This window comes from Paenarthrobacter sp. NPDC018779, from assembly GCF_044391085.1.
Lineage (GTDB): Bacteria > Actinomycetota > Actinomycetes > Actinomycetales > Micrococcaceae > Arthrobacter.
The window spans coordinates 216,096-238,021 of the sequence record NZ_JBIRZS010000002.1 but is presented as its reverse complement, the minus strand read 5'-3'; the positions used below and the strand labels follow the sequence as shown (position 1 = coordinate 238,021).

The window sequence follows — 21,926 nt, the reverse complement described above, 5'->3', positions numbered from 1 at the left end:
CCTCCCGGCGAAGCCTTCACGAGAGACCAGTAAGGGCAGTGTTGCCGCCACGCAATCGGGTGCACATTCGGCTCCATCAGGAACACATCCTGGACCTTGGTGGGTTGGACGCCGCCCGGGGAATGGAGATGTGGCTTCCCTTGTGGCTGCGCATCTTCATGCAGCAGCCACAAGGGAAGATGTTCAACATCGGGATTGTGTCTGAGTAGCGTCAGCCGCCCAAAAGCGCCCGGTGCGCCTCCCGCCGTCGTGCCTGCTCGTCCGGGTCCGGTACCGGCAGCGAGGCGATCAGCCGCTTGGTGTAGTCGTGCTGCGGCGCGCCCATGACGTGGTTGCCGATGCCCTGCTCCACGAGTTTGCCTTTGTACAGCACGCCGACCCAATGCGAGAGCATGTCCACCACGGCGAGGTCGTGGCTGATGAACAGGGCCGCGAAACCGTACTCTTCCTGGATGTCCTTGAACAGATCCAAGACTTTGGCCTGCACGGACACGTCAAGCGCGGAGGTTGGCTCGTCGGCAATCAGGAGCCGGGGGCTCAGTGCCAGCGACCTCGCCAGGGAAGCGCGCTGCCGCTGCCCACCGGACAGCTCGTGCGGGTAGCGTTGCGCGTACGACGCCGGCAACTGGACTGACTCGAGCAGCTCGCCTACCCGTTTCCTCGCCTGTGCGGCGCTCGGCTTGGTATGGATGAGGAGCGGTTCGGCAACGCACTCACCGATGGTGAGGTGCGGGTTGAAGGAAGCTGCCGGATCCTGGAACACGAAGCCGATGTCCTTGCGCAGCGGGCGGAACGTCCGCTCCTTGAAGTCCAGCATCTCGTAACCGAGGACCTTCAAGCTGCCACCGGTTGCCTTGGTCAAACCGGCGATCGCGCGGCCAATGGTGGATTTGCCGGACCCCGATTCACCCACCAGGCCGAACACCTCGTTTTCGGACACCGTGAAGCTCACGTCGTCCACGGCCTTGAAACCATGGCGGCCAAAACGGCCAGGGTATTCGATGGTGAGGTTCTTGGCTTCCACCAGCACTTTTCCGTCCTGGTGGAGGCGGGACGGGGCCCCTTCGGACGCCGAGTTGCGGCCCAAGTGGGGAACGGCGGCGAGCAGCTTCCGGGTGTACTCCTCGCGGGGTTCCGCGAACAACACCCGCGATGGAGCCTCCTCCACCACATCACCCTGGTACATCACCACTACACGGTCCGCGAGGTCCGCCACCACTCCCATGTTGTGGGTGATCAGCACGATCGACGTTCCGTAGTTGTCCCGCAGCTCCCGCAGGAGTTGGAGGATTTCGGCCTGCACCGTCACGTCCAAGGCGGTGGTGGGCTCGTCCGCCACAATGAGCCCCGGGTTCAACGCCAAGGCGGCAGCGATAACGACGCGTTGCTTTTGGCCGCCGGAAAACTGGTGCGGGTAGTAGTCCACCCGCGTTTCCGGATCCGGGATACCCACCTTACGGAGGGCCTCGGTGGCGCGCGCCTTGGCTTCCTTGGCGGAGACGCGATGCCCGTCTTTGGCGTGGGCGCGGATGCCTTCGGCAATCTGCCACCCCACCGTGAAGACGGGATTCAGGGCCGTAGACGGTTCCTGGAACACCATGGCAACGTCCCGGCCACGGATCTTCCGCAGGGCCGGCTTGCCGAGGCTGATCACGTTATTGCCCTTGATCACCACGGCGCCGGAACTGATGGCGGTCTCCGGCAGCAGGCCAAGAATTGTCTTCGCCGTGACGGTCTTGCCCGATCCCGACTCCCCTACGATGGCCACTACCTCGCCGGCCTTCACGTCGAGGCTGACGTCCTTCACCGCGTGGACGTCCCCGGCATCGGTGGCGAAGGTGACTTGGAGCTGCTCGATCGCAAGGACCGGCTCCGTGGCGCCGCCCTGGTCCGTGATGTTTCCGAGGTTGGTGGTCATGGCTTACCTGCTTCTACCGGCGCCGGAGCGGTTCCCCCGGCGCGTTTGCGGCCCCGGATCCGCGGATCGTTAAGGTCATTGATGCTCTCTCCAACCAACGTCAGGCCGAGGACAGTGAGGACTATGGCTATGCCTGGGAAGACACCGGTCCACCAGATGCCGGAGGATGTATCGGCCAGTGCCTTGTTCAGGTCGAACCCCCACTCGGCAGCGGAGGTGGGCTCAATGCCGAACCCCAGGAAGCCCAGCCCTGCCAAGGTCAGGATGGCTTCCGATGCGTTGAGGGTGAACATGAGCGGCAAAGTCCTGGTGGCGTTCTTGAAGATGTGGCGCCCGATGATGCGGAGGCTGGAAGCACCCAGGACCTTGGCCGATTCCACGAAAGGCTCGGCCTTGAGGCGGATGGTTTCTGCGCGGATCACACGGAAATACTGTGGAACGAAGACCACGGTGATGGAGAACGCACAGGAAAAGATGCCGCCCCAGAAGCTGGATTGCCCCCGGCTGATCACAATGGAGATGACGATGGCAAGCAGCAAAGTCGGGAAGGCGTAGATGGCGTCGGCCACCACCACCAGGATGCGGTCCAGCCAGCCGCCGAAGTAGCCGCTGAGCAGGCCCAGGGCCACGCCCAGGAACAGGGACATGGCCACGGATACCACGATCACGGTCACGGCCGTCTGCGAGCCCCAGAGGACCCGCGACAGTACGTCGTAGCCGCCGACGGTGGTGCCCAGGAGATGCTTGGCGCTGGGCGCCTGCTGGGTGGGGAACGAGCCCGCAGCGTCGCTGAGCTGCGAGTAGCCGTAGGGCGCCAGAAGGGGCGCGAAGATGCTCGACAGGACGAACAGCCCGCTCAGGACCACGCCAGTGACAAGCATGCCCCGTTGGAGTCCCACGCTCTTCTTCAGGTGGGACACCACGGGAAGCCGGGAGGAAAGGGGCTGCTTGGGTGCAGCCAGTTCAGGAGTAGACATGGTCAGTACCTCACTCGGGGGTCGATGAGCGCGGCAATGATGTCCACGATGAAGTTGGTGACAGCCACGATGACCGCGAGGAGCACCACGATGCCTTGGACGGCTACGAAGTCACGGGCGTTCAAGTACTGCACCAGTTGGTACCCCAGCCCTTTCCATTCGAACGTCGTCTCCGTCAGGATGGCACCGCCGAGCATGAGCGCGATTTGGAGTCCCATGACGGTAATGATGGGGATGAGTGCGGGCTTGTAGGCGTGCTTGGTCACCAGCCGGAACTCGCTCACGCCGCGGGAACGGCCCGCCTCGACGTAGTCCTTGCCGAGGGTTCCAATGACGTTGGTCCTCACAAGGCGAAGGAAGACGCCTGCAGTCAGCAGGCCAAGGGCAACAGCCGGGAGGACGGCGTGGGAGGCAATGTCTCCAAAGGCCGTGAAGTTGCCGCTGCGCAGAGCATCCAGCCAGTAGATTCCCGAAGGCGCCGACAAGTTGCTCATGGTCAATTCAGTGCGCGTGGACGCCCGCCCCGCCACGGGGAACCAGCCGAGCCACACGGAAAAGGTCAGCTTCAACAGGAGTCCCGAGAAGAACACGGGTGTTGCGTAGCAAAGAATGGCAAAGAGCCTCAGGAAGGCATCCGAGGTCTTGTCCCGGTGCTGGGCGGCCACCATGCCGAGCGGGATGCCGACCGCGAGCGCCACGATCAGTGCGTTGATGCTCAGTTCCAGGGTCGCGGCTCCGAAGGTGAACAACACCTCCACCACCGGCCGGCGGTCGGTGATGGTTGTTCCAAAATTGCCTGTGAGCAATTGGCCAAGGTACTCGAAGTACTGCACCAGGACGGGCCGGTCGTAGCCGGCGTCGTGGATCCGCTGCGCCAGGACATCGGGAGGCAACCGTCCGCCTTGCGCTGCGGTGATCGGGTCGCCGATGACCCGCATCAGGAAGAACACCAGGGTCACCAGGATGAAGACCGTGGGGATGATCAGGAGGAACCTGACCACAATGTATCTGCCGAGCCCTCCCCCGGACTTGTTTTTGCTTTTCGGAGCCACGATGCCGGGTTCGGCGTCGGGCACGTCTATGAGAGTTGTCATGTGTTACCTGTGTTTCCTGCCCGTGGATTGCGCGGGACTGGCTCGTGCGTACTGACGACGATGAGTCAGCAAAGGAGGCGGGACACCTGATGAGTGTCCCGCCCTCTTTGGTCTTGGAGGAGTGGTTACTTGGAAATGGTTCCCAGGCGGAACTTGAAGGAAGCGTCCAGCGTCTTGTCGACGCCGTTCACACCGCTGCCTGCGATGGCCACCTGCGCGCCCTGGAGCAGCGGCAGGGTGGAAATATCCTTGGCCAGGGCGTTCTGGACATCCTGGATGTCCTTTTCACGCTTGGACTTGTCCGACTCGGTCAGCTGCTTGCTGATGAGTTCGTTGACCGTGGCGTTGTTGTAGTGGTTCTTGAGGAAACCGCCCTCCGGGAAGAACGGGGTCAGGTAGTTGTCGGAGTCGCTGAAGTCGGGGAACCAACCGAACTGGAACAGCGGGTACTCATCGGCACGGCTGGCCTTGCTGTACGTGACCCACTCGGTGGACTGCAGGTTCACCGTGAAGAGACCGGACTTTTCCAGCTGCTCCTTGATCATCGCGTACTCGTCACCCGAGGATCCACCGTAGTGGTCCGGGTTGTACTGCAGGTTCAAGGCAACCTTGTCCGTGATTCCCGCGTCGGTGAGTACCTTCTTGGCTTTGTCGGTGCTCGGCTTGCCATTGTCACCGTAGGCATCCTTGAAGGACTCGTTGGCACCGAGGAATCCGTTCGGAACGTTGGAGTACAGCGGCAGGTACGTACCCTTGTAGACCTGGTCGGCAATGGCCTGCCGGTCCACGAGGTTGGCGATGGCCTGGCGGACCGCCGTCGCCTTGGCGGGATCGGCCCCGGTTGCCTTGGTTCCGAAGGGCATCGTGTCGAAGTTGAAGGTGATGTAGCGGATCTCGCCACCCGGGCCGGTGAGGACCTTGACCTTCGAGTCCTTCTTGAGGTCGTCCACGTCGGTTGCGCTCAGGCTGCGGAACGCGACGTCGATGTTGCCCTGCTGGATGTCCAGCTTCAGGTTGGTGGGGCTGGCGTAGTACTTGATGGTCGCTTCGTCGTTGGCCGGCTTCCCCAGGACACCCTGGTAGTCGGGGAACGCCTTGAAGCTGACCAGCTCGTTCTTCTTGTAACTGTCAATGGTGTACTGGCCATAGAACGCCTTGGCCTTGATGATGTCGTCGTCCGAGAGCAGCTTGTCCGCCGGGAAGACTTCGTCGTCAACGATCGGGGCAGCCGGGCTGCTGAGGATCTGGGCAAACGTCTGGTCGTTGGCCTGCTTGAGCTTGAACACGACGGTGGTGGCATCCGGCGCCGTCACGCTCTCGATGTTCGTCAGCAGCGATGCGGGACCTGCGGGATCGTTGATGGCCACCTGGCGATCGAAGGAGAACTTTACGTCCTTTGAGTCGAGGGTGTGCCCGTTGGCCCACTTCAGGTTCGGCTTGAGCTTGACGGTGTACTCGGTGGGCGCCGTGAACGACGACGATTCCGCCAGGTCCGGTACCGGTTCGGCCCCACCCGGCTTGGAATTCAGCAGGAAGGAGTAGATCTGGTTCATCACCATGAATGAACCGTTGTCGTAGGACCCCGCGGGGTCAAGGGCAGTGACTTTGTCGGTGGTGCCGTAGGCGACGGGTCCGGCAGCAGCCGGCGCGGAGGAGCTCCCGCCGCCCGAGGGCCCGGTGCATGCCGTCAACGCCAATGCGGAAACGCCCGCGAGCGCGATAACGCCGTGCAGGGCCTTCTTCTTCAGTGCCATCTGGTGAACCTTCTGTTCGATGGATTCGGCGCGCCGCCGTCGGATATTTGTGACGGCGCACACATTTGATTCCACGATTCAATCAGACTTCGACGGCGCGGAACCCCCGATACGGGGATTCGAGACACAAAATTTACCAACTAGTAGCTTCCGCCAATCGTTAAGGCCCATTGCCCGCGCCTGCGCCCGGGAATATCTTTAGTGTCGAGTTGGCAAGCGCTGTGCCACGGCATGAATGGGCGACGTGGACAGCATCCAGGCGGTGGTTTGCGGGGCCGCCACGATGGGGAATGCAGCACCGAGTCCGAAGGACAGCCACATGAGCAAGTCAGCCCTTTGCGTAGGGATCAACAAATTCAAGTTCCTGCCTCAATCCAGCTGGCTCCAGGGCTGCGTCAACGACGCAGAAGACCTGTCCACGCTGCTGGCTGAAAAGTACGGTTTCGCAGCGTCGGACATCACAGTTCTCAGGGACGCCAAGGCCACCAAGAAAGCGGTCATGGCAGAACTCAGCAAACTTGTTGAGGCGGCCGCCACGGGAAAGGCAGACCATCTGGTCTTCACCTTCTCCAGCCATGGAACCCAAATTCCTGACACCAACGGCGATGAGGCCGATCGTCTGGACGAGGCATTCGCTTGCTACGACATCAACAACACGGGTGACGCGTGGGACCCTGCCACTGTCATCGCCGATGACGAATTGGCGGACGTGTTCGCCAGCCTGCCTGACGGCATCCGCATGGATGTTGTCCTTGATACCTGCCACAGCGGCACCGGCCTGAAATCGCTGGACCTGGTTCCTGGACGCCGTCCCCGCTTCCTCCCGGCACCCACGCCCAGGGCCGTCATTGCCACCGAGTTCAACGATTCGCGCACACTGCGGGACATGGTCAAGTCAGCCAAGCTCTCCAAACCCGTGCTCATGGCGGCCTGCCGTTCGGACCAAACCGCCGCCGACGCCTTGATCGACGGGCGTTACAACGGCGCCTTCACCTACCACTTCGTCAAATCCCTGAGGAGCGACGCCACCCTTGGCCGCGCAGAAATCCTCAAGCTCGTCAGCAAGGGCCTCAAGGCCGGCAACTTCGACCAGGTGGCCCAGCTGGAAGGCACGACGGCGGCTCGCAAGGCCGCGTGGGGCAGCTGACGGGCGCCCGTCCCCGGCTGGGGGTCAGTCCCCCGTGCCGTGGAACTTGTTCCGCACTCCCGACGATGCGGCTTCCTCGGCGTCCCGTTGCACATCGGATCGGAACTGGAGTGTTTGCCTGTCCCGATCCATCACGGGTTTGAGGGCGGCGTACACGAGCCTCCCACCGGCGTCGAACCTCAAGAGGCCACCACCGCGGATGTCCACGTAATCCCGGCGCGTCTTCAAGCCCAGCCGGACGTAAGCCTCACGTCGGCTCATCCGCACTGTCTGGATGAACGAGGCACCGATCTCGGAGATGATGAAGCCGTCCGGCGAAACCCGCTCGGAGGTCCGCACCCGCGTTGAACTCAAAGGCGTCCGGCGTTCCAGCCGCGCGGCATCGAGCAGCCGAGGGTTCTCCCAGACGAACCTCTGGACTTCCTGCGGATCCGAGCCAAGGGCCGAGAGCCGGATCGGGTATCGCAGGCCCTGGTAGTTGTCCACGCCGCTGATGTTGTTCAGGGACACCCTTCGAACGCCGATCGCGGAGAACTCGGCCTGCAGCGTGTTCCGGTAGCCGTGGGGATCTTCCGGGACCATGTCCAGGTCCGCGGCTATGATTCCGCGCAGGAGGTCGCGCCAGCCAACGTCCACCGGCGGCATGTAGGACAGGCCACGGATCACCATGCGCAGCACCCGGGTGGCCACGATGGATCCTGATTCGGCTTTCTGCTGCAGGCTTTGGTTGTCGCCGAACCGGGCGTTCCTTTCGGACCAGAGTTTGTGGACGGCACGAAGGACCGCGCCCACCACCACGGCCCCACGCGCGTGCGGCTCCTCCAATTCCTGCCAGTCCGCGGGAACCGCCCCAACGAAGGGTTCCCGCAGCGGACCGCGGGCGAAGAGGTCCCGGGCGAAGTCGAACAGCGAGCGCTGCAGCACGGCGTCGTCCACCACCTGCCCCGCTTCGAACCCACCGGCCGCTGCCTCCAGTTGCCGGTACACCACTTCCCAGGAGGAAAACACCTGCAGTATGGCCACCAGATCCGCCAGCGCTTCATGGAGCGCGAGTTGTTCGATGGTGGCAAGCTGGTCCGCCCAGGCAGGCCGGAATCCGTCCAGGATGGCGTGCGTGACTTCGTGGGCAACGATGTCCCGGAACAATGCCGTGGGAACCTTGTACCCCATGCGGTCCACTGATCCGAAACGGATGATGTTGGTACCGCGCTCGTAGCCGGTATCCGTCGCAGTCACCAGGTCTCTTGCCTTGAGGACCACACGGCCCTCGGGATTCCAAGGCATGCGGCGCCCCAAGGTGGATTCGAAGACGTCCAGGGTGCTCATGGCCACGCCGTAGACATGCTGGGCCAGGAACCTGGTGTCATCCAGCAACGCCCTGAGTTCTGCCGGCGGCGGTTCGGAAACAAGCTGCCACGGATCGCCTTGGCTGGTCAGGGTCACTGGAGACACAGTGGTGCCCCGCCACTTCCTGATGTGCACCGCATAACGGTGGCCGGTGGGGCCGCGCCGGAGCCGCTCCACCGGAATCCGGACCTGGGCGGTCAGCGGTGGTGCACCGCCGGTCCCGATGGGCCCTTCGGCCAGAACGGTCACCGAGACCATCTGCCCAGCCTTGATGTCTCCCGGGCTCTTCTTTGGAAATGCCACAGTCATCGCCGTCCCGAATGCGGACCCCACAACACCGCAGCGGTTCAGCTGCTTAGGCCAGTATGGGGGTCCCGCCAAACGGAGGCAATGATTTAGAGGGCTGCCCTCTGCAGCGACCGGGCCGCGTCGATGGTCGCTTGGCCGAGCACCCTGCTGCCTTGGTACAGGACCACGGTCTGCCCGGGGGCAACTCCCCTGAGGGAGTCCTCCAAGGTCACTACCAGCCCGGCCCGCTCCACGCCGTCCTCGTCCACCACACTCTCAACCCGTGCAGTGGCTGGAACGGGATCACCGTGTGCCCGCACCTGGGCGTAGCAATCGAAGTCCGCGCCCGTAGACACTTCCGCAATGGGCAGGCCCGCCCAGGAAACCTTGATGCCGCGGATTTCGTCGATAGCGAGCAACGCCTCCGGACCCACCACCACCTTGTTTTCCTTGGGGCGGATCTCCAGCACGAAGCGGGGCTTGCCATCGGCAGCGGGACGCCCGAGCTTGAGCCCGCGACGCTGGCCCACCGTGAAGGCGTTCGCGCCGGGGTGTTCGCCTACCTTCGCGCCTGTCTCATCCACGATGTCGCCGGTGGTCATCTCGATCTTCTCGGCCAGCCAGCCCCGGGTGTCGCCGTCGGAAATGAAGCAGATATCGTGGCTGTCCGGCTTGTTGGCAACCGACAGGCCGCGACGCTCCGCTTCCGCGCGGACTTCGGCCTTGGACGGGGTGTCCGCCAGCGGGAACATGGAGTGCTTGAGCTGCTCGTGGGTCAGGACTCCGAGAACGTAGCTTTGGTCCTTGGCCCAATCGGCCGCGCGGTGAAGTTCGCGGTTGCCATCGGCGTCCTCGATCACCTTGGCGTAGTGACCCGTGCAGACGGCGTCAAAGCCCAGGGCAATGGCCTTCTCCAGCAAAGCAGCAAACTTGATTCGTTCGTTGCAGCGCATGCAGGGATTGGGCGTTCGTCCGGCCGCGTACTCGTCAATGAAATCCTGGACAACGTCTTCCTTGAAGCGTTCCGAGAAGTCCCACACGTAGTAAGGGATGCCAAGGACATCGCAGGCGCGCCACGCATCCCGGGAGTCCTCGATGGTGCAGCAGCCACGGCTGCCGGTTCGGAGCGTTCCTGGCATGCGGGACAGCGCCAGATGTACTCCAACGACGTCGTGTCCGGCCTCGACGGCCCGGGCGGCTGCCACGGCGGAGTCGACTCCACCGCTCATTGCTGCAAGTACTCGCATGCTGGCTTTCTGTGTCATGGATTGTTTTGAGGGGTTCGCGCGCTGGTCAGACGGCGCGCCCATCCATTCTAGCCGAACAGACCATAGCGCCCTTAAATTCCCTTGACGGCGAACGCCGGTCCTTCTAAAGTCAAAGTCACCAGTTTTAGAACGAGGCGATGGACATGGCAACCGAACGGATGGTCATAGTGGGCGGTGGGCTCGCCGGAGCCACCGCGGCAAAGACCCTGCGCGCCGAGGGTTTCGAAGGCCCCCTCACGCTCTTGGCTGCAGAGGGCAGGATCCCATACCTGCGCCCACCCCTTTCCAAGGAATTCCTCCTCGGGAAGGCGGAGGACGACGCCGTAGACGTGGCGCCTGGGGACTGGTACGCGGATAACGAAGTTGAACTCCTTTTGGACCACCCGGCAACGGCACTCGATGTTGCCGCGCACACATTAACGCTCATGGACGGGAAACACATCGACTACGCCAGGCTCCTGTTGGCCACGGGCGCCCAGCCCCGGCATATCCCACTGCCGGGCCATGAACTTGAAGGCGTCATGACCTTCCGGACGTACAAGGACAGCGTCCGCTTGCGCTCATTGCTGCAAGAAGGCGGACAACGGGTGGTCATGGTTGGCTCGGGATGGATTGGCATGGAGTTGGCGGCAGCCGCGCGGAGCTATGGCAACGAAGTCTCCCTGCTTGGGCTCGAGGACGTGCCCCTCAGCGCCGCCATTGGCCCACGCCTGGGTGCACGGTTCCAAAAGGCCCACGAGGACCACGGTGTCGTATTCCACCTCCCGGCCAGCGCAGCCTCCATTGAGGGCAGGGATGGGCGCGTCTTATCCGTCCGCACCAACACAGGCATCTCCTTGCCCGCAGACATCGTCGTCATCGCCGTCGGCGTCGTTCCTGACACGGCACTCGCCGAGGCCGGAGGTCTTGAATTACGCAATGGCATCCTGGTTGACGCCTCGCTCCGAAGCAGCGCGCCCGATGTCTTTGCGGCCGGAGACGTGGCCAATGCGCTGCACCCTTTCACTGGTGAACACCACCGCAGCGAGCACTGGGCCAATGCCTTGAACGGTGGAAAGACGGCAGCACGGTCCATGCTGGGGCAGGACGCCGTACTGGACGCCGTGCCCTATTTCTATACGGACCAATTCACCCTGAGCATGGAGTACTCGGGTTATCCCTCACTTGCCGCCAACGTGGACCCCGTCATCCGGGGCTCCCTTGAGGATGACAGCTACATTGCTTTCTGGCTGAGGGACGGAGGGCAGGGAGCCCAGCAGGTGGTGGCCGGCATGAGCGTCAACCAGCGGCGGGTGCAGAAGCCCATCAAGGCCTTGATTTCCGGCAGGCATCGCGTCGATGTCCAGAGCCTGACCGATCCGGGCATCCCCTTGGAGGAACTTCTGCCTGGCGCCTAGCTGCGCAAAATCAGCGTCCCGGGTTGCGGGCTTCGGTGGCCGCCGTCTGGATTCTCGATTCGTGCCCCGCCATGCCCGCTTGGCGCGCCCTCGCGCAGGCCTCGGGAAGCGCCTTCAGCAGGGCGTCAACATCCGCTTCGGTGGACGCATGGCCCAGGGTGAAACGCTGCGCACCCCGCGCTGCGTCCTCCTCCAGGCCCATGGCCAGGAGGACATGCGATGGGCGGGGCACTCCCGCCGTGCATGCGGACCCCGTGGAGGACTCCACGCCGGCCAGGTCCAAAAGGAACAACAGGGAATCGCCCTCGCACCCCGGGAAGGTGAAATGGGCATTCCCGGGGAGCCTGCCCTCGCCGGGCGCACCACGAAGCACGGCCTCCGGAACCACCTCGCCAACGCCTGCGATCAAACGGTCGCGGAGGCCGGACAGCCGCTCGGACTCCGCGGCCAGGTTCCGCACCGCGCCGGCGGCAGCGGCCGCGAAGGCAGCTATGGCAGGAGTGTCCAGCGTTCCGGAGCGGACGTCCCGCTCCTGTCCCCCGCCGTGTTGGACCGGCGTCAACGTCACCGCGCGTCCAAGGAAGAGCGCGCCAACACCCACGGGGCCGCCAATCTTATGCCCTGATACGGACATCGCCGCCAGCCCGGACGCACGGAAATCCACCGGCAAGGAACCGAAGGCCTGCACGGCATCGCTGTGCACCGGAACCCCATACGGCGTGGCCAACCCGACGATTTCCGCGACGGGCTGGACAGTGCCTACTTCGTTGTTCGCCCACATGACAGTAACCAGGGCAACCGACTCCGGATCCCGGCTCAGCTCACGTTCCACGGCCTCCACTTGGACCAAGCCTTCGCCGTCAACAGGCAGCCACACCACCTCGGCACCTTCGTGGCGCTCGAGCCACTCCACGGCGTCCAGGACAGCATGGTGCTCGACGGCGGAACACAGGATCCGTCGCCGGCGCGGGTCCGCGTCATGCCGGGCCCAGTAGAGGCCCTTGACAGCGAGGTTGTCCGCCTCGGTGCCGCCCGAGGTGAAGATGACCTCGGAGGGGTGGGCGCCCGCAGCCGCAGCCAGTGTTTCGCGGGCGTCCTCGACGGTTCGCCGCGCACGGCGTCCCGCGCCGTGCAGCGAGGAGGGGTTGCCGGTCCGCGCCAATTCGCGGGTCATGACCGAAAGGGCTTCGGCAGACATACTGGTGGTTGCGGCATGGTCAAGGTATACGGGCACCCTGCAATTCTACCGACGCTGTGCCCTCAAGCCCGGGCAGGAGCCTCGGCCCTGGCGATGCGGGCGCAGCAATGGCCAGGACCCTCATCCGGCACCACGCAGTCCGGATCCTGTCCCGAAGCCGCAGCAGCACCTTTCAGGAAAGCGCCGTTCATGGTGCACACCACGTCCTGGTGGTTCATCGAAAGCCGGTGGAACGGACAGTTCCGGAGACGGTACCCACCCCCGTCCGCGACGGGTTGGTATCCGATGTCTGTCAACGCGCCAAGGAAATCACCCGGCCGGCCGGCCTCGCCACCTTTGCGGCGGGCAACCTCCAGGAGGGCATCCTTGATTGGCATCCCCGCATTGATGGCTTCCGAAACGGCAGAGGCCAGGACATCCCCGGCCAGGTCATAGTGACGCTCCGGGATCGATGCGCTTACTTCGTCCATGGCAGCGAGGTAGAACTTCGCGGGCCTGCCCGAGCCGGGTCCGGCTTTGCCCGGCGCCTTCCGGAACTCGACCCTCAGCACACCCTCCTCCACCAAGCGGTCCAGGTGGAAGGAAGCCGTGCTGCGGGGAAGGGCCATGGCCTCAGCCGCCTCATCCCGCCCCACCGCAACGCCGGCACCCAAAACATAGGCGTACAGTGCCCGGCGGTTGCCGTCATCCAGTGCCGCGATGGCGGCAATTCTCCTGCTCCACGAAGGACCCGTGATGCCCATGGGAACAGGATATCTCTAAAAACAAATCTCATTGATTATTTGAAGGGCGGCTTCCCACCCGCCGTCAGGACGGCGGAACGAGGACCACCTGGGCTTGGACGTCTGCCTTCGCTTTGGCCAGGGCGGACGCGTCCGGGCAGGCAATCGAGACATACACAGCGGACGCAGTCCCACTGAAAAGCCTGGCCATCACCAAGGCAGGTTTTCCTCCGGCGGTAGACGCCGACTCCAACGCCAGCAGTTCCACGGAGCGCTGGGGTTTTTCTGAGTCCTGCCCCCAGCGCAGGGTGGCCGCCTTCAGCTTTTCCGGATCGATCCCGGCATCGAGGTACTGGAACAGTGCCTTGGTGGAGGCAACATCGTCTCCGGGAACCACCAAGGGACCTTGGTTGACCGTAATCCTGGCCAGGGCCACGCAGCCATCGGCTTTCGCGTAGCGGTTCTCACCCTGCAGCCCCGCATGGACCACCGACCACCCCGGAACCTCCTCAAGCCTGCTGGCATACGTGACCGGTTCTCCCGGCACCAGCGTTCCGCCAGCACCAAGGGGAAGGTCCTTGGCCGCCACGGCGGCTGCATCATGCCCTGGGGTGATGGTAGGCGTGGACAGTGTGGACCCTGCCGGCGAAGGCTTCGGAGCCGCGGGGTCCGGAACGTTGACGCTGCATCCGGCCATCAGCAGGCCGGTGGTTGTCACCGCGCCCAAGGCAAGCAGCCGCCGTCGAACGTTCTGTACCACCATTGCTCCTCACTCGCCGTCCCTGCCCGATCAGAGTCTACCGACGCGTTACGCCAGGACGCGCAATCCTCCCGGAACCACCTCAACCTCGACAGGCAGCTCCGCAATCCGTTCGCCATCGGCATAGGCGCTGACCCCGGCGGCCTCGAGCCGCACGCGCTTGGCCCGTTGAATCCCTACCGCCGGATGTCCTGTGTGCCGGCCAGTAAAGACTTTGGGAAAGACCGCCAGGAAGGCCAATCGGGATAGCGGTTTGACCACGAACAGGTCCAGTTCGCCGTCATCAGGAGCTGCCTCCGGAGTAATCCTCATGCCACCTCCGATCGACTGCCCGTTGGCAACGGACATTAACATAGCGCGCTGGCGCCACTGCCGGCCGTCCGCCGTGACCAGATAGTCGATGGGCCGGAAAGAAGCCAGTTCCCGGATCATGGCCAGGTTGTACCGGTTCCTGCCGCGGGGCCAGCGCCAGGAGTTGGCCCGTTCGTTCACGGCGGCATCGAAGCCCGCGGAAAGCACCCCGGCAAAATAGGCGGTCCCGCAGGCTGACGTTGCCCGAGCCAGGTCAATCCGGCGACCACCCGCGTCCAGGGCGTCAAGTACTGTGCGGCACGCTGCCGCGATGTCATCGAGGGGCAGTTCCAGCGACCTGGCAACGTCGTTGCCGGTCCCAGCCGGGACGATGCCCAGGGGAACATCGGTACCGGCGAGCGCATTCACGGCGAGATTGACCATGCCGTCCCCACCCACCACTACCAGGGCGTCGATGCCAGCAGTGACCGCTTGGTTCACACGCCGCCGCAGGGCTTCAGAGCTGACGTCCTGAAGCACGACGACGTCGGTACCGGCGGCGCGGAAAAAGGCGGCGGCCTGGTCCCCCGCATTGGGCAGGCGGCCGAAGGAAGCGGCCGGGTTGATGGCGAGGGCAAGCTTTCCGGGCCTGCGGCCGTTGGGCGGGGCCGGAGTGTTCACAGCAGGAATTATGCCAGCCGGGAACCACCGGGCCCCCTGCCAACGTTCATGGAGTGGCTGGATAAACTGGCACGTACCGCCCTTCCGGGGCGGACAACCGAACCTAGAGAAGGGCCCGTGCTTGGCCGAGGGCAGCAGTTCGCACTATCAAGTCCTTCGTGTGCCCGTCACTGCGACAGACAAGGAAATCAAGGTGGCCTACCGCAAGGCCGCGAGGAAGGCCCACCCGGATCACGGCGGCGAGGCTGAAGCGTTCCGTCGGGTGACCTTGGCCTATGAAACCCTGATCGATCCGCGGCGCCGGGCGGAATACGACCGCCGCTATGCCACCGGGGCAACCGGCGGGTCCGTCCCCGGTCGCGAGGCGGGCCCCGACGGTCGCGGGCCGGCCACTGCCGCAGGTGTCAGGCGCCCGCAGCAGCAGCGCAACACCGCCGGAGACCCCGCCGTGTACGTGCCACCGTTCGATGACCCGCATGAGGTTCCCCTCATTTCCAAGGCGGAAGCCGCCTTGCAGGTCCATGGACTTCCCCGCAAACGCGGCATCTTCGGCGCAGAGGCCCGGATCCAGCGCGAATTGCGCACGGTCCAGCTCATCTCACGGCAGGTCCTGACGGCCCTTCCTGCCGCGCGCTTGGTGAACGGCCTGCGGTCACCATCCGACAACAGTCACATAGACCACGCCGTACTGTCCGGATACCGGCTCGCTCTGGTCGGCTCCATGCTGCTGCCCAAGGGTGCCTACGCCTGGAACGGCCAGTCATTGCGCCATGGCGGCAGGACCATCGCACCACCGCAGCTCGGCCACATCGTCCGGCAGATGCAGGACATCTTTCCCGAATTGAATGTTACGGGGTGGGTGGTCCTGCACAGCCCTGACGGCAACCTGCACGAGCCGGTGATCGACCATTATGGAAAAGCACCGGAGTCCGGCATCGAAGTAGTCAACGGCGCGGGCTTGGCCCGGGGCCTCAAGCAGTTCCTCAGTTCCGGTCCGGCGCCGAACACGGTGGTGGTGCCGGTACTGGCACGATTGCTGCGGGGCATGCACCAGTAACCCGCTCCACCCCTTTGCGCGGCAAGGCTGGATAGGATGGACCAGTGTTCCGTATCCTCTTCCACACCCCAGAAATTCCAGGCAACACCGGCAATGCCATCCGCCTCGCAGCCATCACCGGCGCCGAACTGCACTTGGTGGAGCCACTCGGCTTCGACTTTTCCGATGCCAAGCTGCGCCGCGCAGGCCTGGACTACCACGACCTCGCTGTGGTCACGGTCCACAAGGACATCGACGCCGCATGGGACGCCCTTCAGCCGGACCGGGTCTTTGCCTTCACATCGGACGGCGAAACCTCCTATACGGACATCGAGTACCGCGAAGGCGATGTGCTGATGTTCGGGCCCGAGTCCGTGGGGCTCCCGGCCTGGCTGAAGCAGGATCCGCATGTCACCGCACGGGTCCGGCTGCCTATGCTGCCTTCGCTTCGCTCGCTCAACCTTGCCAACGCGGCCTCCATCGCGGTCTTCGAGGCATGGCGCCAGAACGGCTTCGCCGGGGCCAAAATCTAACCCATCCAGGTGGGCCGCCGCGCCGAATAACGGGTGCAGGAGAATTCCGGCCAAGGATTGCGGATGAGGAGCCCAAGTGAGCGTGCTGGAGAGACAGGTGGCTGTAGTGGTCAACCGCACGGCATCGCCCACCACGCCGGTGGGCCGTCCTGCCGCTTTCAAAGCCGACCACATATGCTGGACAGTAATGGACACCCCCAATACCCCCGGTCCCCCGGTCTTCGAAGCCGCAGGGCCCGCGACCGACCTGAATTCGCAGTTGTCAGGCCTCCTTGAGCTGATCGCTGCCGGAGACCAGCAAGCCTTCGCAGATTTTTACCGGTTGACCTCCAGGCGGGTGTTCGGTATGGCGAGGCGTGTGCTGATCGATCCCGAACTGAGCGAGGACGCCTCCCAGGAAGTCTTCATGCAGGTCTGGCAAGGCGCCGCGAAGTTCGACCGTGGCGCGGGAACACCTTTGGCTTGGTTGATGACCATTGCACACCGCCGGGCCATTGACCGCGTCCGTGCCGTGCAGGCAGCCACTGACCGGGAGGCGCGCTACGGCGCTTCCAGCCAGGATCCCGACCGCGACGTGGTAGCCGAAGAAGCCGGTACCAACCTCGAAGCCGAGGCTGTGGTCCGCTGCTTGGGAACCTTGACCGAGACCCAGCAGGAGTCTGTCCGGCTGGCCTACTACGGCGGCCTCACCTACCGCGAGGTTGCCGAACGGCTCGGCGCAGCCGTGCCCACCATCAAGTCGCGGATCCGGGACGGCCTCCTGCGCCTCAAGACGTGCTTGGGGGTGGGCTGAGATGAGTGAAAACACCGGTGGAGGATTTATCCGAAAAATGTTCGCGAACCACATCGCAACCGACCTTGCCGAGGGCCGACTCCTTGAACTTGCCGAAATTTATGCCTTGGACGCCTTGACCGAGGAAGAACGTGCCCTGATCGACGACTACGTCAAGGACGCTCCCGAGGGCCCGGAGTTCCGGGAGAGGGTTCGCCAGGCACACGAAACGCTGGCCGTTACCTTTGCACCGGAGGAGGAGCCCCCTGCCGGCTTGTTCGACTCCATCATGGACAGGATCGCGCTGACCTCACCCGCAACGCAGTCCACTGCCGAGGCTGTTGCTCCGTCCACGGGAGAGCCCTCCGGAGGAGCGGCCGTCGCCGATCTCGCCAGTGCACGGCTCAAGCGCAAGGAACGTCGAGGGATGGCAGGAGCGCGGGCGTGGATCATCGGCGCTGCCGCCGCAGCCGCGATCGCAGTGGCAGGAGTCGGTGTAGGCGCGTATGTTTCTGCCCAGAACGATCCCATCAACCAGGTCCTCCAGGCGCAGGACGTCCAGAAGAAGACCGCGGACGTTCCCGGAGGTGGCACCGCCACGATCTCCGCTTCCTCGGCAAAGGACTCGTTCGTGGTGCTCATGAACGGGGTGGCTCCTGCCCCGAGCGGCAAGGTCTACCAGCTATGGACGCTGCCGAAGGATGGTTCCGCGCCGGTCTCCCAGGGCACCATGGATGCCGAAAGCCTGTCCAAGCCTGCCGTTGTGAAGGGATTGTCAGCGGCTTCATCGGTAGCCATCACGGTTGAGCCCAGGGGTGGGTCCAAAGAGCCCACCTCCGCTCCTGTCGTGGTGGTTCCCTTGGGCGCCGCCTGAGTCCACCCCGTCTTAACGCCCGACGGCGGCCGTCCCACCTACGGTACGGCCGCCGTCGTACTTTGCGCTGCGAAAAGCCGTCGCTACAAAACGAGCGACAACAGCATCACGAAGCCGAAACCCACCACGGAGATCAGGGTCTCCATTACGGACCAGGTCTTGAAGGTTTGACCTACAGTCAGTCCGAAGAGTTCCTTGACCAGCCAGAAGCCTGCGTCATTGACGTGGGACAGGAACAGCGAGCCGGCACCGATCGCCAGCGCCAGCAAGGCCGCGTGCGTAGGACTGAGGCTGCCTGCCAGGGGCGCTACGATTCCGGCAGCGGTCACGGTAGCCACCGTCGCCGATCCTGTGGCGAGGCGGAGGGCCACGGCGACGATGAAGCCCAGGACCAACACAGACATATTGGCGCCTTCGGCCCATTTCTTGACGGCGTCGCCCACCCCCGCGCCGATCAGGGTCTGCTTGAAACCACCACCGGCGCCTACGATCAGGAGGATGGCCGCGATTGGTCCCAGGCTGTCTCCAAGCTTGGCGGTGATCTTGCTGCCCGTGAAACCCACCGCATACCCGAAGGTCACGATTGCCGCCAGCACGGCCAGCGTCATGGCGACAAGGGGCTGGCCCACGAAGTCGAAGAAGATCCTGATGGCCGGCGCAGTGGCAGCATCCGGCCAGATGATGCCGCCCAGCGCCTTCAGGAGCATGAGTACCACGGGGAAGATGATGGTCAGCAGCGTCACAAGGAACGATGGTTGCCGTTTGACGTCGCTGAGGTCGGCACTGTGCTGGGTGTCGATGCCACCGGCGACGGCCGGCGCGTCGACAGGTACCCATCGGGCAGCCAGCCGGGAGAACAACGGACCACAAATGATCACGGTGGGAATGGCCACCAGGATGCCCAAGGCCAGGGTCGTCCCCAATTCGGCCTTCACGGCACTGATCGCGATCAGCGGCCCCGGGTGCGGCGGCACCAGTCCATGCAGCACCGACAAGCCGGCCAAGGCGGGGATGGCGATGCGCATCAGCTTCATCTTGGAACGCTGCGTCACCAGCACGATCACCGGGAGGAGCAGAACCAAGCCGATCTCGAAGAACATGGGCAGGCCAATGATGACCGCAACCAAGGTGATCATCCAGACCAGCTTGTTGCCGCTTGCCTTCGCGATGAGCGTATCCACCACGCGGTTCGCTCCCCCGGAGTCGGCCAGGAGCTTGCCGAGCATCGCGCCCAAGGCGATCAGGAGCCCCACTTCCTTGAGGACCCCGCCCACGCCGTCTTCGAAGTTTGTGATGACCTTTCCGAGCTCAACGCCGGAGGCCAGGCCAACAAAGGCCGAACCCAGCACCAGGGCCAGGAAGGGATGCAGTTTCAGTTTCGCGATCAGGACCACGATCAGCGCGATTCCCAGGGCGGCCACCACCAGGAGTTGCGTGTCGTGGCCGGTCCAGCCCTGGACCTCTGCGGGCACCAGCGCTGCCGTCTTGAGCGCAATCACAAGGCAGTCGTTTCGTTGCCCTCGGCGACGGCGGGCAGAAGACCCAGCCGTTCGATCACTTCCTCCGCTTCCTCAGCCGGAGACGCCGAGACACACAGCGAGATGTAGTTCTCCTCCTCTGTAGGCTCCTCAAGCGCCTCAAACTGGGATTCCAGGAGCGAAGGCGGCATGAAATGGCCGTGGCGGGAGGCCAGGCGGTCCGAGATCTTGTCCTTGCTGCCTTGGAGGAACACAAAGACGACGCCTTCTCCTCGAAGCACGTCGCGGTACTTCTTCTTCAGGGCCGAACACGTGATGATCGCCGGGGTTCCGCTTTCCGTCCGCTTCCGGATCCAGGCGGCGATAATCTCGAGCCAAGGCCAACGGTCCTCGTCCGTGAGCGCCTGTCCGGAGTGCATCTTGGCTACGTTTGCTTCAGGGTGGAGATCGTCACCTTCGGCAAGGTCCCATCCGAGCTTCCCTGCCAGGACGCCGGCAACGGTTGATTTTCCCGAGCCGGAAACTCCCATGATCACAAGAACCGGCTGCTGTGCAGTCTTCGCCATCAAAGTCTGCCTTCCTCAAATAAATATGATTTAACCGAGGTCAAGCATATGGCAGGGGTTACACGAGGGCAATACTAGAAGCCTGCGATAGTGCTGGAACCGTTGATCGCCACCACGTGGAACCGCTCCGCACTCCGTCCTTCAGCCAGCCCGGCGCGTTGTCCGTTGGCGAGCAGGTTCCCCCGGACCACGCGTTCCATCCCCTCGATGTCCGGGTGCTGGCTCGCATGGATCCTGATGGCGTCCAGCTTGGCATCAACGTGTTCCGTGATGTCCACGGCATGGTTCTCAAGGGCTTCCGGGCTGGAGATAAACCACAGCCACGGCAGCTTGAAAGCCTGAAGTCCTGCCTCTGCGAGTTCGGGGTAGGCGAAGGGGTTCTCCACGGCCGGGTAAACGGCGCGGGTCACGGCCTCCCCCGCCGCAAGGTGGTCCGGGTGGCTCTTCTGGATCCGGTCCCAATTCCTTTCCGGATGCATGGTCAGCACAATGTCCGGGCGGATCTCCCGGATCAGCTTGACCACTTGCTTGATGACCTTGTGGGTGGGTTCCAGGTAGCCGTCACGTTCGTGGAGGTAGTGGATATCCCGCACGCCCACCAGGGCGGCAGCACGCTGCTGTTCTTCGGCCCGGAGCTCGATGATCCTTTCCCGGTCCACCGGATCGAATCCGCCGGCGTCGCCGTCGGTCATGATGCAGTAGCTGACCTGGACTCCCGCGGCAGTCCATGCTGCGATGGTGCCCGCCGCTCCAAAGTCGATGTCGTCCGGATGGGCAGTAAAACAAAGCACCCGCTCAACACGCTCCGTGGAGGTGTTGAACGGGCTCTTCGCTGACGAAACGCCAGAAGTCAAAGGATCAGCCCTTCCGCTTCTTGATCTCGGCCGTAGCCTGCGGCAGGACCTTGAAGAGGTCGCCAATGATGCCAAAGTCCGCTATCTCGAACACGGGAGACTCGGAGTCCTTGTTAACGGCAACAATGACCTTGGATGTCTGCATGCCGGCCTTTTGCTGGATGGCGCCGGAAATGCCCGCCGAAATATAAAGCTGCGGCGAAACCGTCACACCCGTCTGGCCAACCTGGGCATCGTGGCCGATCCACCCGGCATCCGTCGCAGCACGGGAAGCACCGACCGCAGCGCCGAGTGCATCAGCCAACTCTTCGACAGGACCGAAGTCGCCATCCACGCCTCGGCCACCGGCCACCACGATGCGGGCTTCGCTCAGCTCGGGGCGTCCGCTGACAGGCTTGTCCGACCGCGACGAGATCCGTGCAGAACCTGCCGCGGCATCGCCAGGTACCTCCACTGTGGCCGTGGCGGGCGTTGCAGCAGCGGCAGCCGGCTCGGGTTCAACCGTGTTCGCCTTCACCGAGTACACGGACACCGGCGTGGTCGCCTTGGCCGTGGTGGTGTAAGAGCCTGCAAGGACCGACTTGTGCGCCGTTCCGTCCGCTTCCACGTCCACGACGTCCGTGATGACGCCCGCGCTGAGCTTGATGCCCAGACGGCCGGCAATTTCCTTGGCTTCGGGAGAGTTCTCAAGCAGAACTGCGGTGGCACCGGAGGCTCCCACAGCCGCAGCCAGGTAGGCGGCCTTGGGTCCGGCAAGGTAGTCGCCAAGGTCGTCCGACGACGGCCGGAAGACCGTGGTGACGCCATAGGCACCCAAGGCGGCGGCGACGTCGTCGGCCACATGACCATTGATGGCGACGGCGGTCTCCCCCAGTTTCCGGGCAAGGGTCAGGAGCTCCAGGCTGCTCTTCTTGAGCGTGGCTCCGGGGTTGTCAATGAATACAAGTGCGTTTGCCATGGTGTGGGGTCCC

20 protein-coding genes are annotated in these 21,926 nt (G+C 63.9%); 6 read left to right on the top strand and 14 right to left on the bottom strand.

All coding sequences use genetic code 11. From position 1 onward, the window contains the following. Positions 1-211 precede the first annotated feature (211 nt). The 4 genes from ACH488_RS03440 to ACH488_RS03425 all read right to left on the bottom strand — a co-directional run bounded on the left by ACH488_RS03440 (position 212) and on the right by ACH488_RS03425 (position 5,743). Positions 212-1,918: an ABC transporter ATP-binding protein gene (locus ACH488_RS03440; protein ID WP_397322288.1), complete on the bottom strand. Its 1,707-nt coding sequence runs from the start codon at positions 1,916-1,918 to the stop codon at positions 212-214. Then, positions 1,915-2,895, bottom strand: a complete 981-nt coding sequence (locus tag ACH488_RS03435; protein ID WP_397322287.1) for an ABC transporter permease — start codon at positions 2,893-2,895, stop codon at positions 1,915-1,917. The genes ACH488_RS03440 and ACH488_RS03435 overlap by 4 nt, the downstream gene beginning before the upstream one ends. Before the next feature lie 2 nt (positions 2,896-2,897). Next, the gene (locus ACH488_RS03430; RefSeq protein WP_397322286.1) at positions 2,898-3,989 is read right to left on the bottom strand and encodes an ABC transporter permease; all 1,092 of its coding nucleotides are present in this window, start codon (positions 3,987-3,989) and stop codon (positions 2,898-2,900) included. Positions 3,990-4,114: 125 nt separating this feature from the next. Continuing rightward, on the bottom strand, positions 4,115-5,743 hold the full coding sequence (locus ACH488_RS03425) for an ABC transporter substrate-binding protein (protein ID WP_397322285.1): 1,629 nt from the start codon (positions 5,741-5,743) through the stop codon (positions 4,115-4,117). A 319-nt stretch (positions 5,744-6,062) separates the two neighbouring features. Between ACH488_RS03425 and ACH488_RS03420 the strand changes: the two genes are divergently transcribed. Next, complete coding sequence (locus tag ACH488_RS03420; RefSeq protein ID WP_397322283.1) at positions 6,063-6,890, top strand: caspase domain-containing protein; 828 nt, start codon at positions 6,063-6,065, stop codon at positions 6,888-6,890. Between the two features lie 24 nt (positions 6,891-6,914). Here the strand turns inward: ACH488_RS03420 and ACH488_RS03415 are convergent, their stop codons facing one another. Further along, positions 6,915-8,540 carry a hypothetical protein gene (locus ACH488_RS03415; protein WP_397322282.1) on the bottom strand — a complete coding sequence of 542 codons (1,626 nt, stop codon included), beginning with the start codon at positions 8,538-8,540 and terminating at the stop codon, positions 6,915-6,917. A 92-nt stretch (positions 8,541-8,632) separates the two neighbouring features. Further along, positions 8,633-9,754: a tRNA 2-thiouridine(34) synthase MnmA gene (gene mnmA, locus ACH488_RS03410; RefSeq protein WP_397322517.1), complete on the bottom strand. Its 1,122-nt coding sequence runs from the start codon at positions 9,752-9,754 to the stop codon at positions 8,633-8,635. A gap of 182 nt (positions 9,755-9,936) precedes the next feature. Here mnmA and ACH488_RS03405 point away from each other — a divergent pair, with 182 nt between their 5' ends. Next, positions 9,937-11,190, top strand: coding sequence for an NAD(P)/FAD-dependent oxidoreductase (locus ACH488_RS03405; protein ID WP_397322281.1), 1,254 nt, complete (start codon positions 9,937-9,939; stop codon positions 11,188-11,190). 10 nt (positions 11,191-11,200) lie between these two features. Here ACH488_RS03405 and ACH488_RS03400 read toward each other — a convergent pair whose 3' ends face one another. From ACH488_RS03400 to ACH488_RS03385, 4 genes are all read right to left on the bottom strand, one after another. Continuing rightward, entirely contained in the window at positions 11,201-12,424 is a 1,224-nt protein-coding gene (locus ACH488_RS03400) for a cysteine desulfurase family protein (RefSeq protein ID WP_397322279.1), read from the bottom strand. Between the two features lie 26 nt (positions 12,425-12,450). After that, positions 12,451-13,131, bottom strand: a complete 681-nt coding sequence (locus ACH488_RS03395; protein WP_397322277.1) for a helix-turn-helix transcriptional regulator — start codon at positions 13,129-13,131, stop codon at positions 12,451-12,453. Between the two features lie 64 nt (positions 13,132-13,195). Continuing rightward, entirely contained in the window at positions 13,196-13,873 is a 678-nt protein-coding gene (locus tag ACH488_RS03390; RefSeq protein ID WP_397322275.1) for a hypothetical protein, read from the bottom strand. A 45-nt stretch (positions 13,874-13,918) separates the two neighbouring features. Next, positions 13,919-14,842, bottom strand: coding sequence for a diacylglycerol/lipid kinase family protein (locus ACH488_RS03385; RefSeq protein ID WP_397322273.1), 924 nt, complete (start codon positions 14,840-14,842; stop codon positions 13,919-13,921). A 121-nt stretch (positions 14,843-14,963) separates the two neighbouring features. Between ACH488_RS03385 and ACH488_RS03380 the strand changes: the two genes are divergently transcribed. The 4 genes from ACH488_RS03380 (at position 14,964) to ACH488_RS03365 (ending at position 18,057) form a co-directional block, all read left to right on the top strand. Next, positions 14,964-15,899 (top strand): J domain-containing protein, encoded by a 936-nt coding sequence (locus tag ACH488_RS03380; RefSeq protein WP_397322271.1) that lies wholly within the window; start codon positions 14,964-14,966, stop codon positions 15,897-15,899. A gap of 44 nt (positions 15,900-15,943) precedes the next feature. Continuing rightward, positions 15,944-16,411: a tRNA (cytidine(34)-2'-O)-methyltransferase gene (locus ACH488_RS03375; protein ID WP_397322269.1), complete on the top strand. Its 468-nt coding sequence runs from the start codon at positions 15,944-15,946 to the stop codon at positions 16,409-16,411. A 187-nt stretch (positions 16,412-16,598) separates the two neighbouring features. Continuing rightward, positions 16,599-17,204 carry an ECF RNA polymerase sigma factor SigK gene (gene sigK / locus ACH488_RS03370; RefSeq protein ID WP_397322516.1) on the top strand — a complete coding sequence of 202 codons (606 nt, stop codon included), beginning with the start codon at positions 16,599-16,601 and terminating at the stop codon, positions 17,202-17,204. Position 17,205: 1 nt separating this feature from the next. Further along, a complete protein-coding gene (locus ACH488_RS03365) occupies positions 17,206-18,057 on the top strand; it encodes an anti-sigma factor domain-containing protein (RefSeq protein ID WP_397322267.1) in 852 nt (283 codons plus the stop codon). 83 nt (positions 18,058-18,140) lie between these two features. On the opposite strand, the gene ACH488_RS03360 is transcribed toward ACH488_RS03365, so the two are convergent. From ACH488_RS03360 to ACH488_RS03345, 4 genes are all read right to left on the bottom strand, one after another. Then, entirely contained in the window at positions 18,141-19,556 is a 1,416-nt protein-coding gene (locus ACH488_RS03360; RefSeq protein WP_397322265.1) for a gluconate:H+ symporter, read from the bottom strand. After that, complete coding sequence (locus tag ACH488_RS03355) at positions 19,553-20,101, bottom strand: gluconokinase (RefSeq protein ID WP_397322263.1); 549 nt, start codon at positions 20,099-20,101, stop codon at positions 19,553-19,555. Before ACH488_RS03355 ends, ACH488_RS03360 begins: the two co-directional genes overlap by 4 nt. Positions 20,102-20,175: 74 nt before the next feature. Then, the gene (locus ACH488_RS03350) at positions 20,176-20,955 is read right to left on the bottom strand and encodes a PIG-L deacetylase family protein (protein WP_397322261.1); all 780 of its coding nucleotides are present in this window, start codon (positions 20,953-20,955) and stop codon (positions 20,176-20,178) included. Positions 20,956-20,959: 4 nt separating this feature from the next. Further along, entirely contained in the window at positions 20,960-21,913 is a 954-nt protein-coding gene (locus ACH488_RS03345; protein ID WP_397322260.1) for an electron transfer flavoprotein subunit alpha/FixB family protein, read from the bottom strand. Between the last annotated feature and the right edge of the window lie 13 nt (positions 21,914-21,926).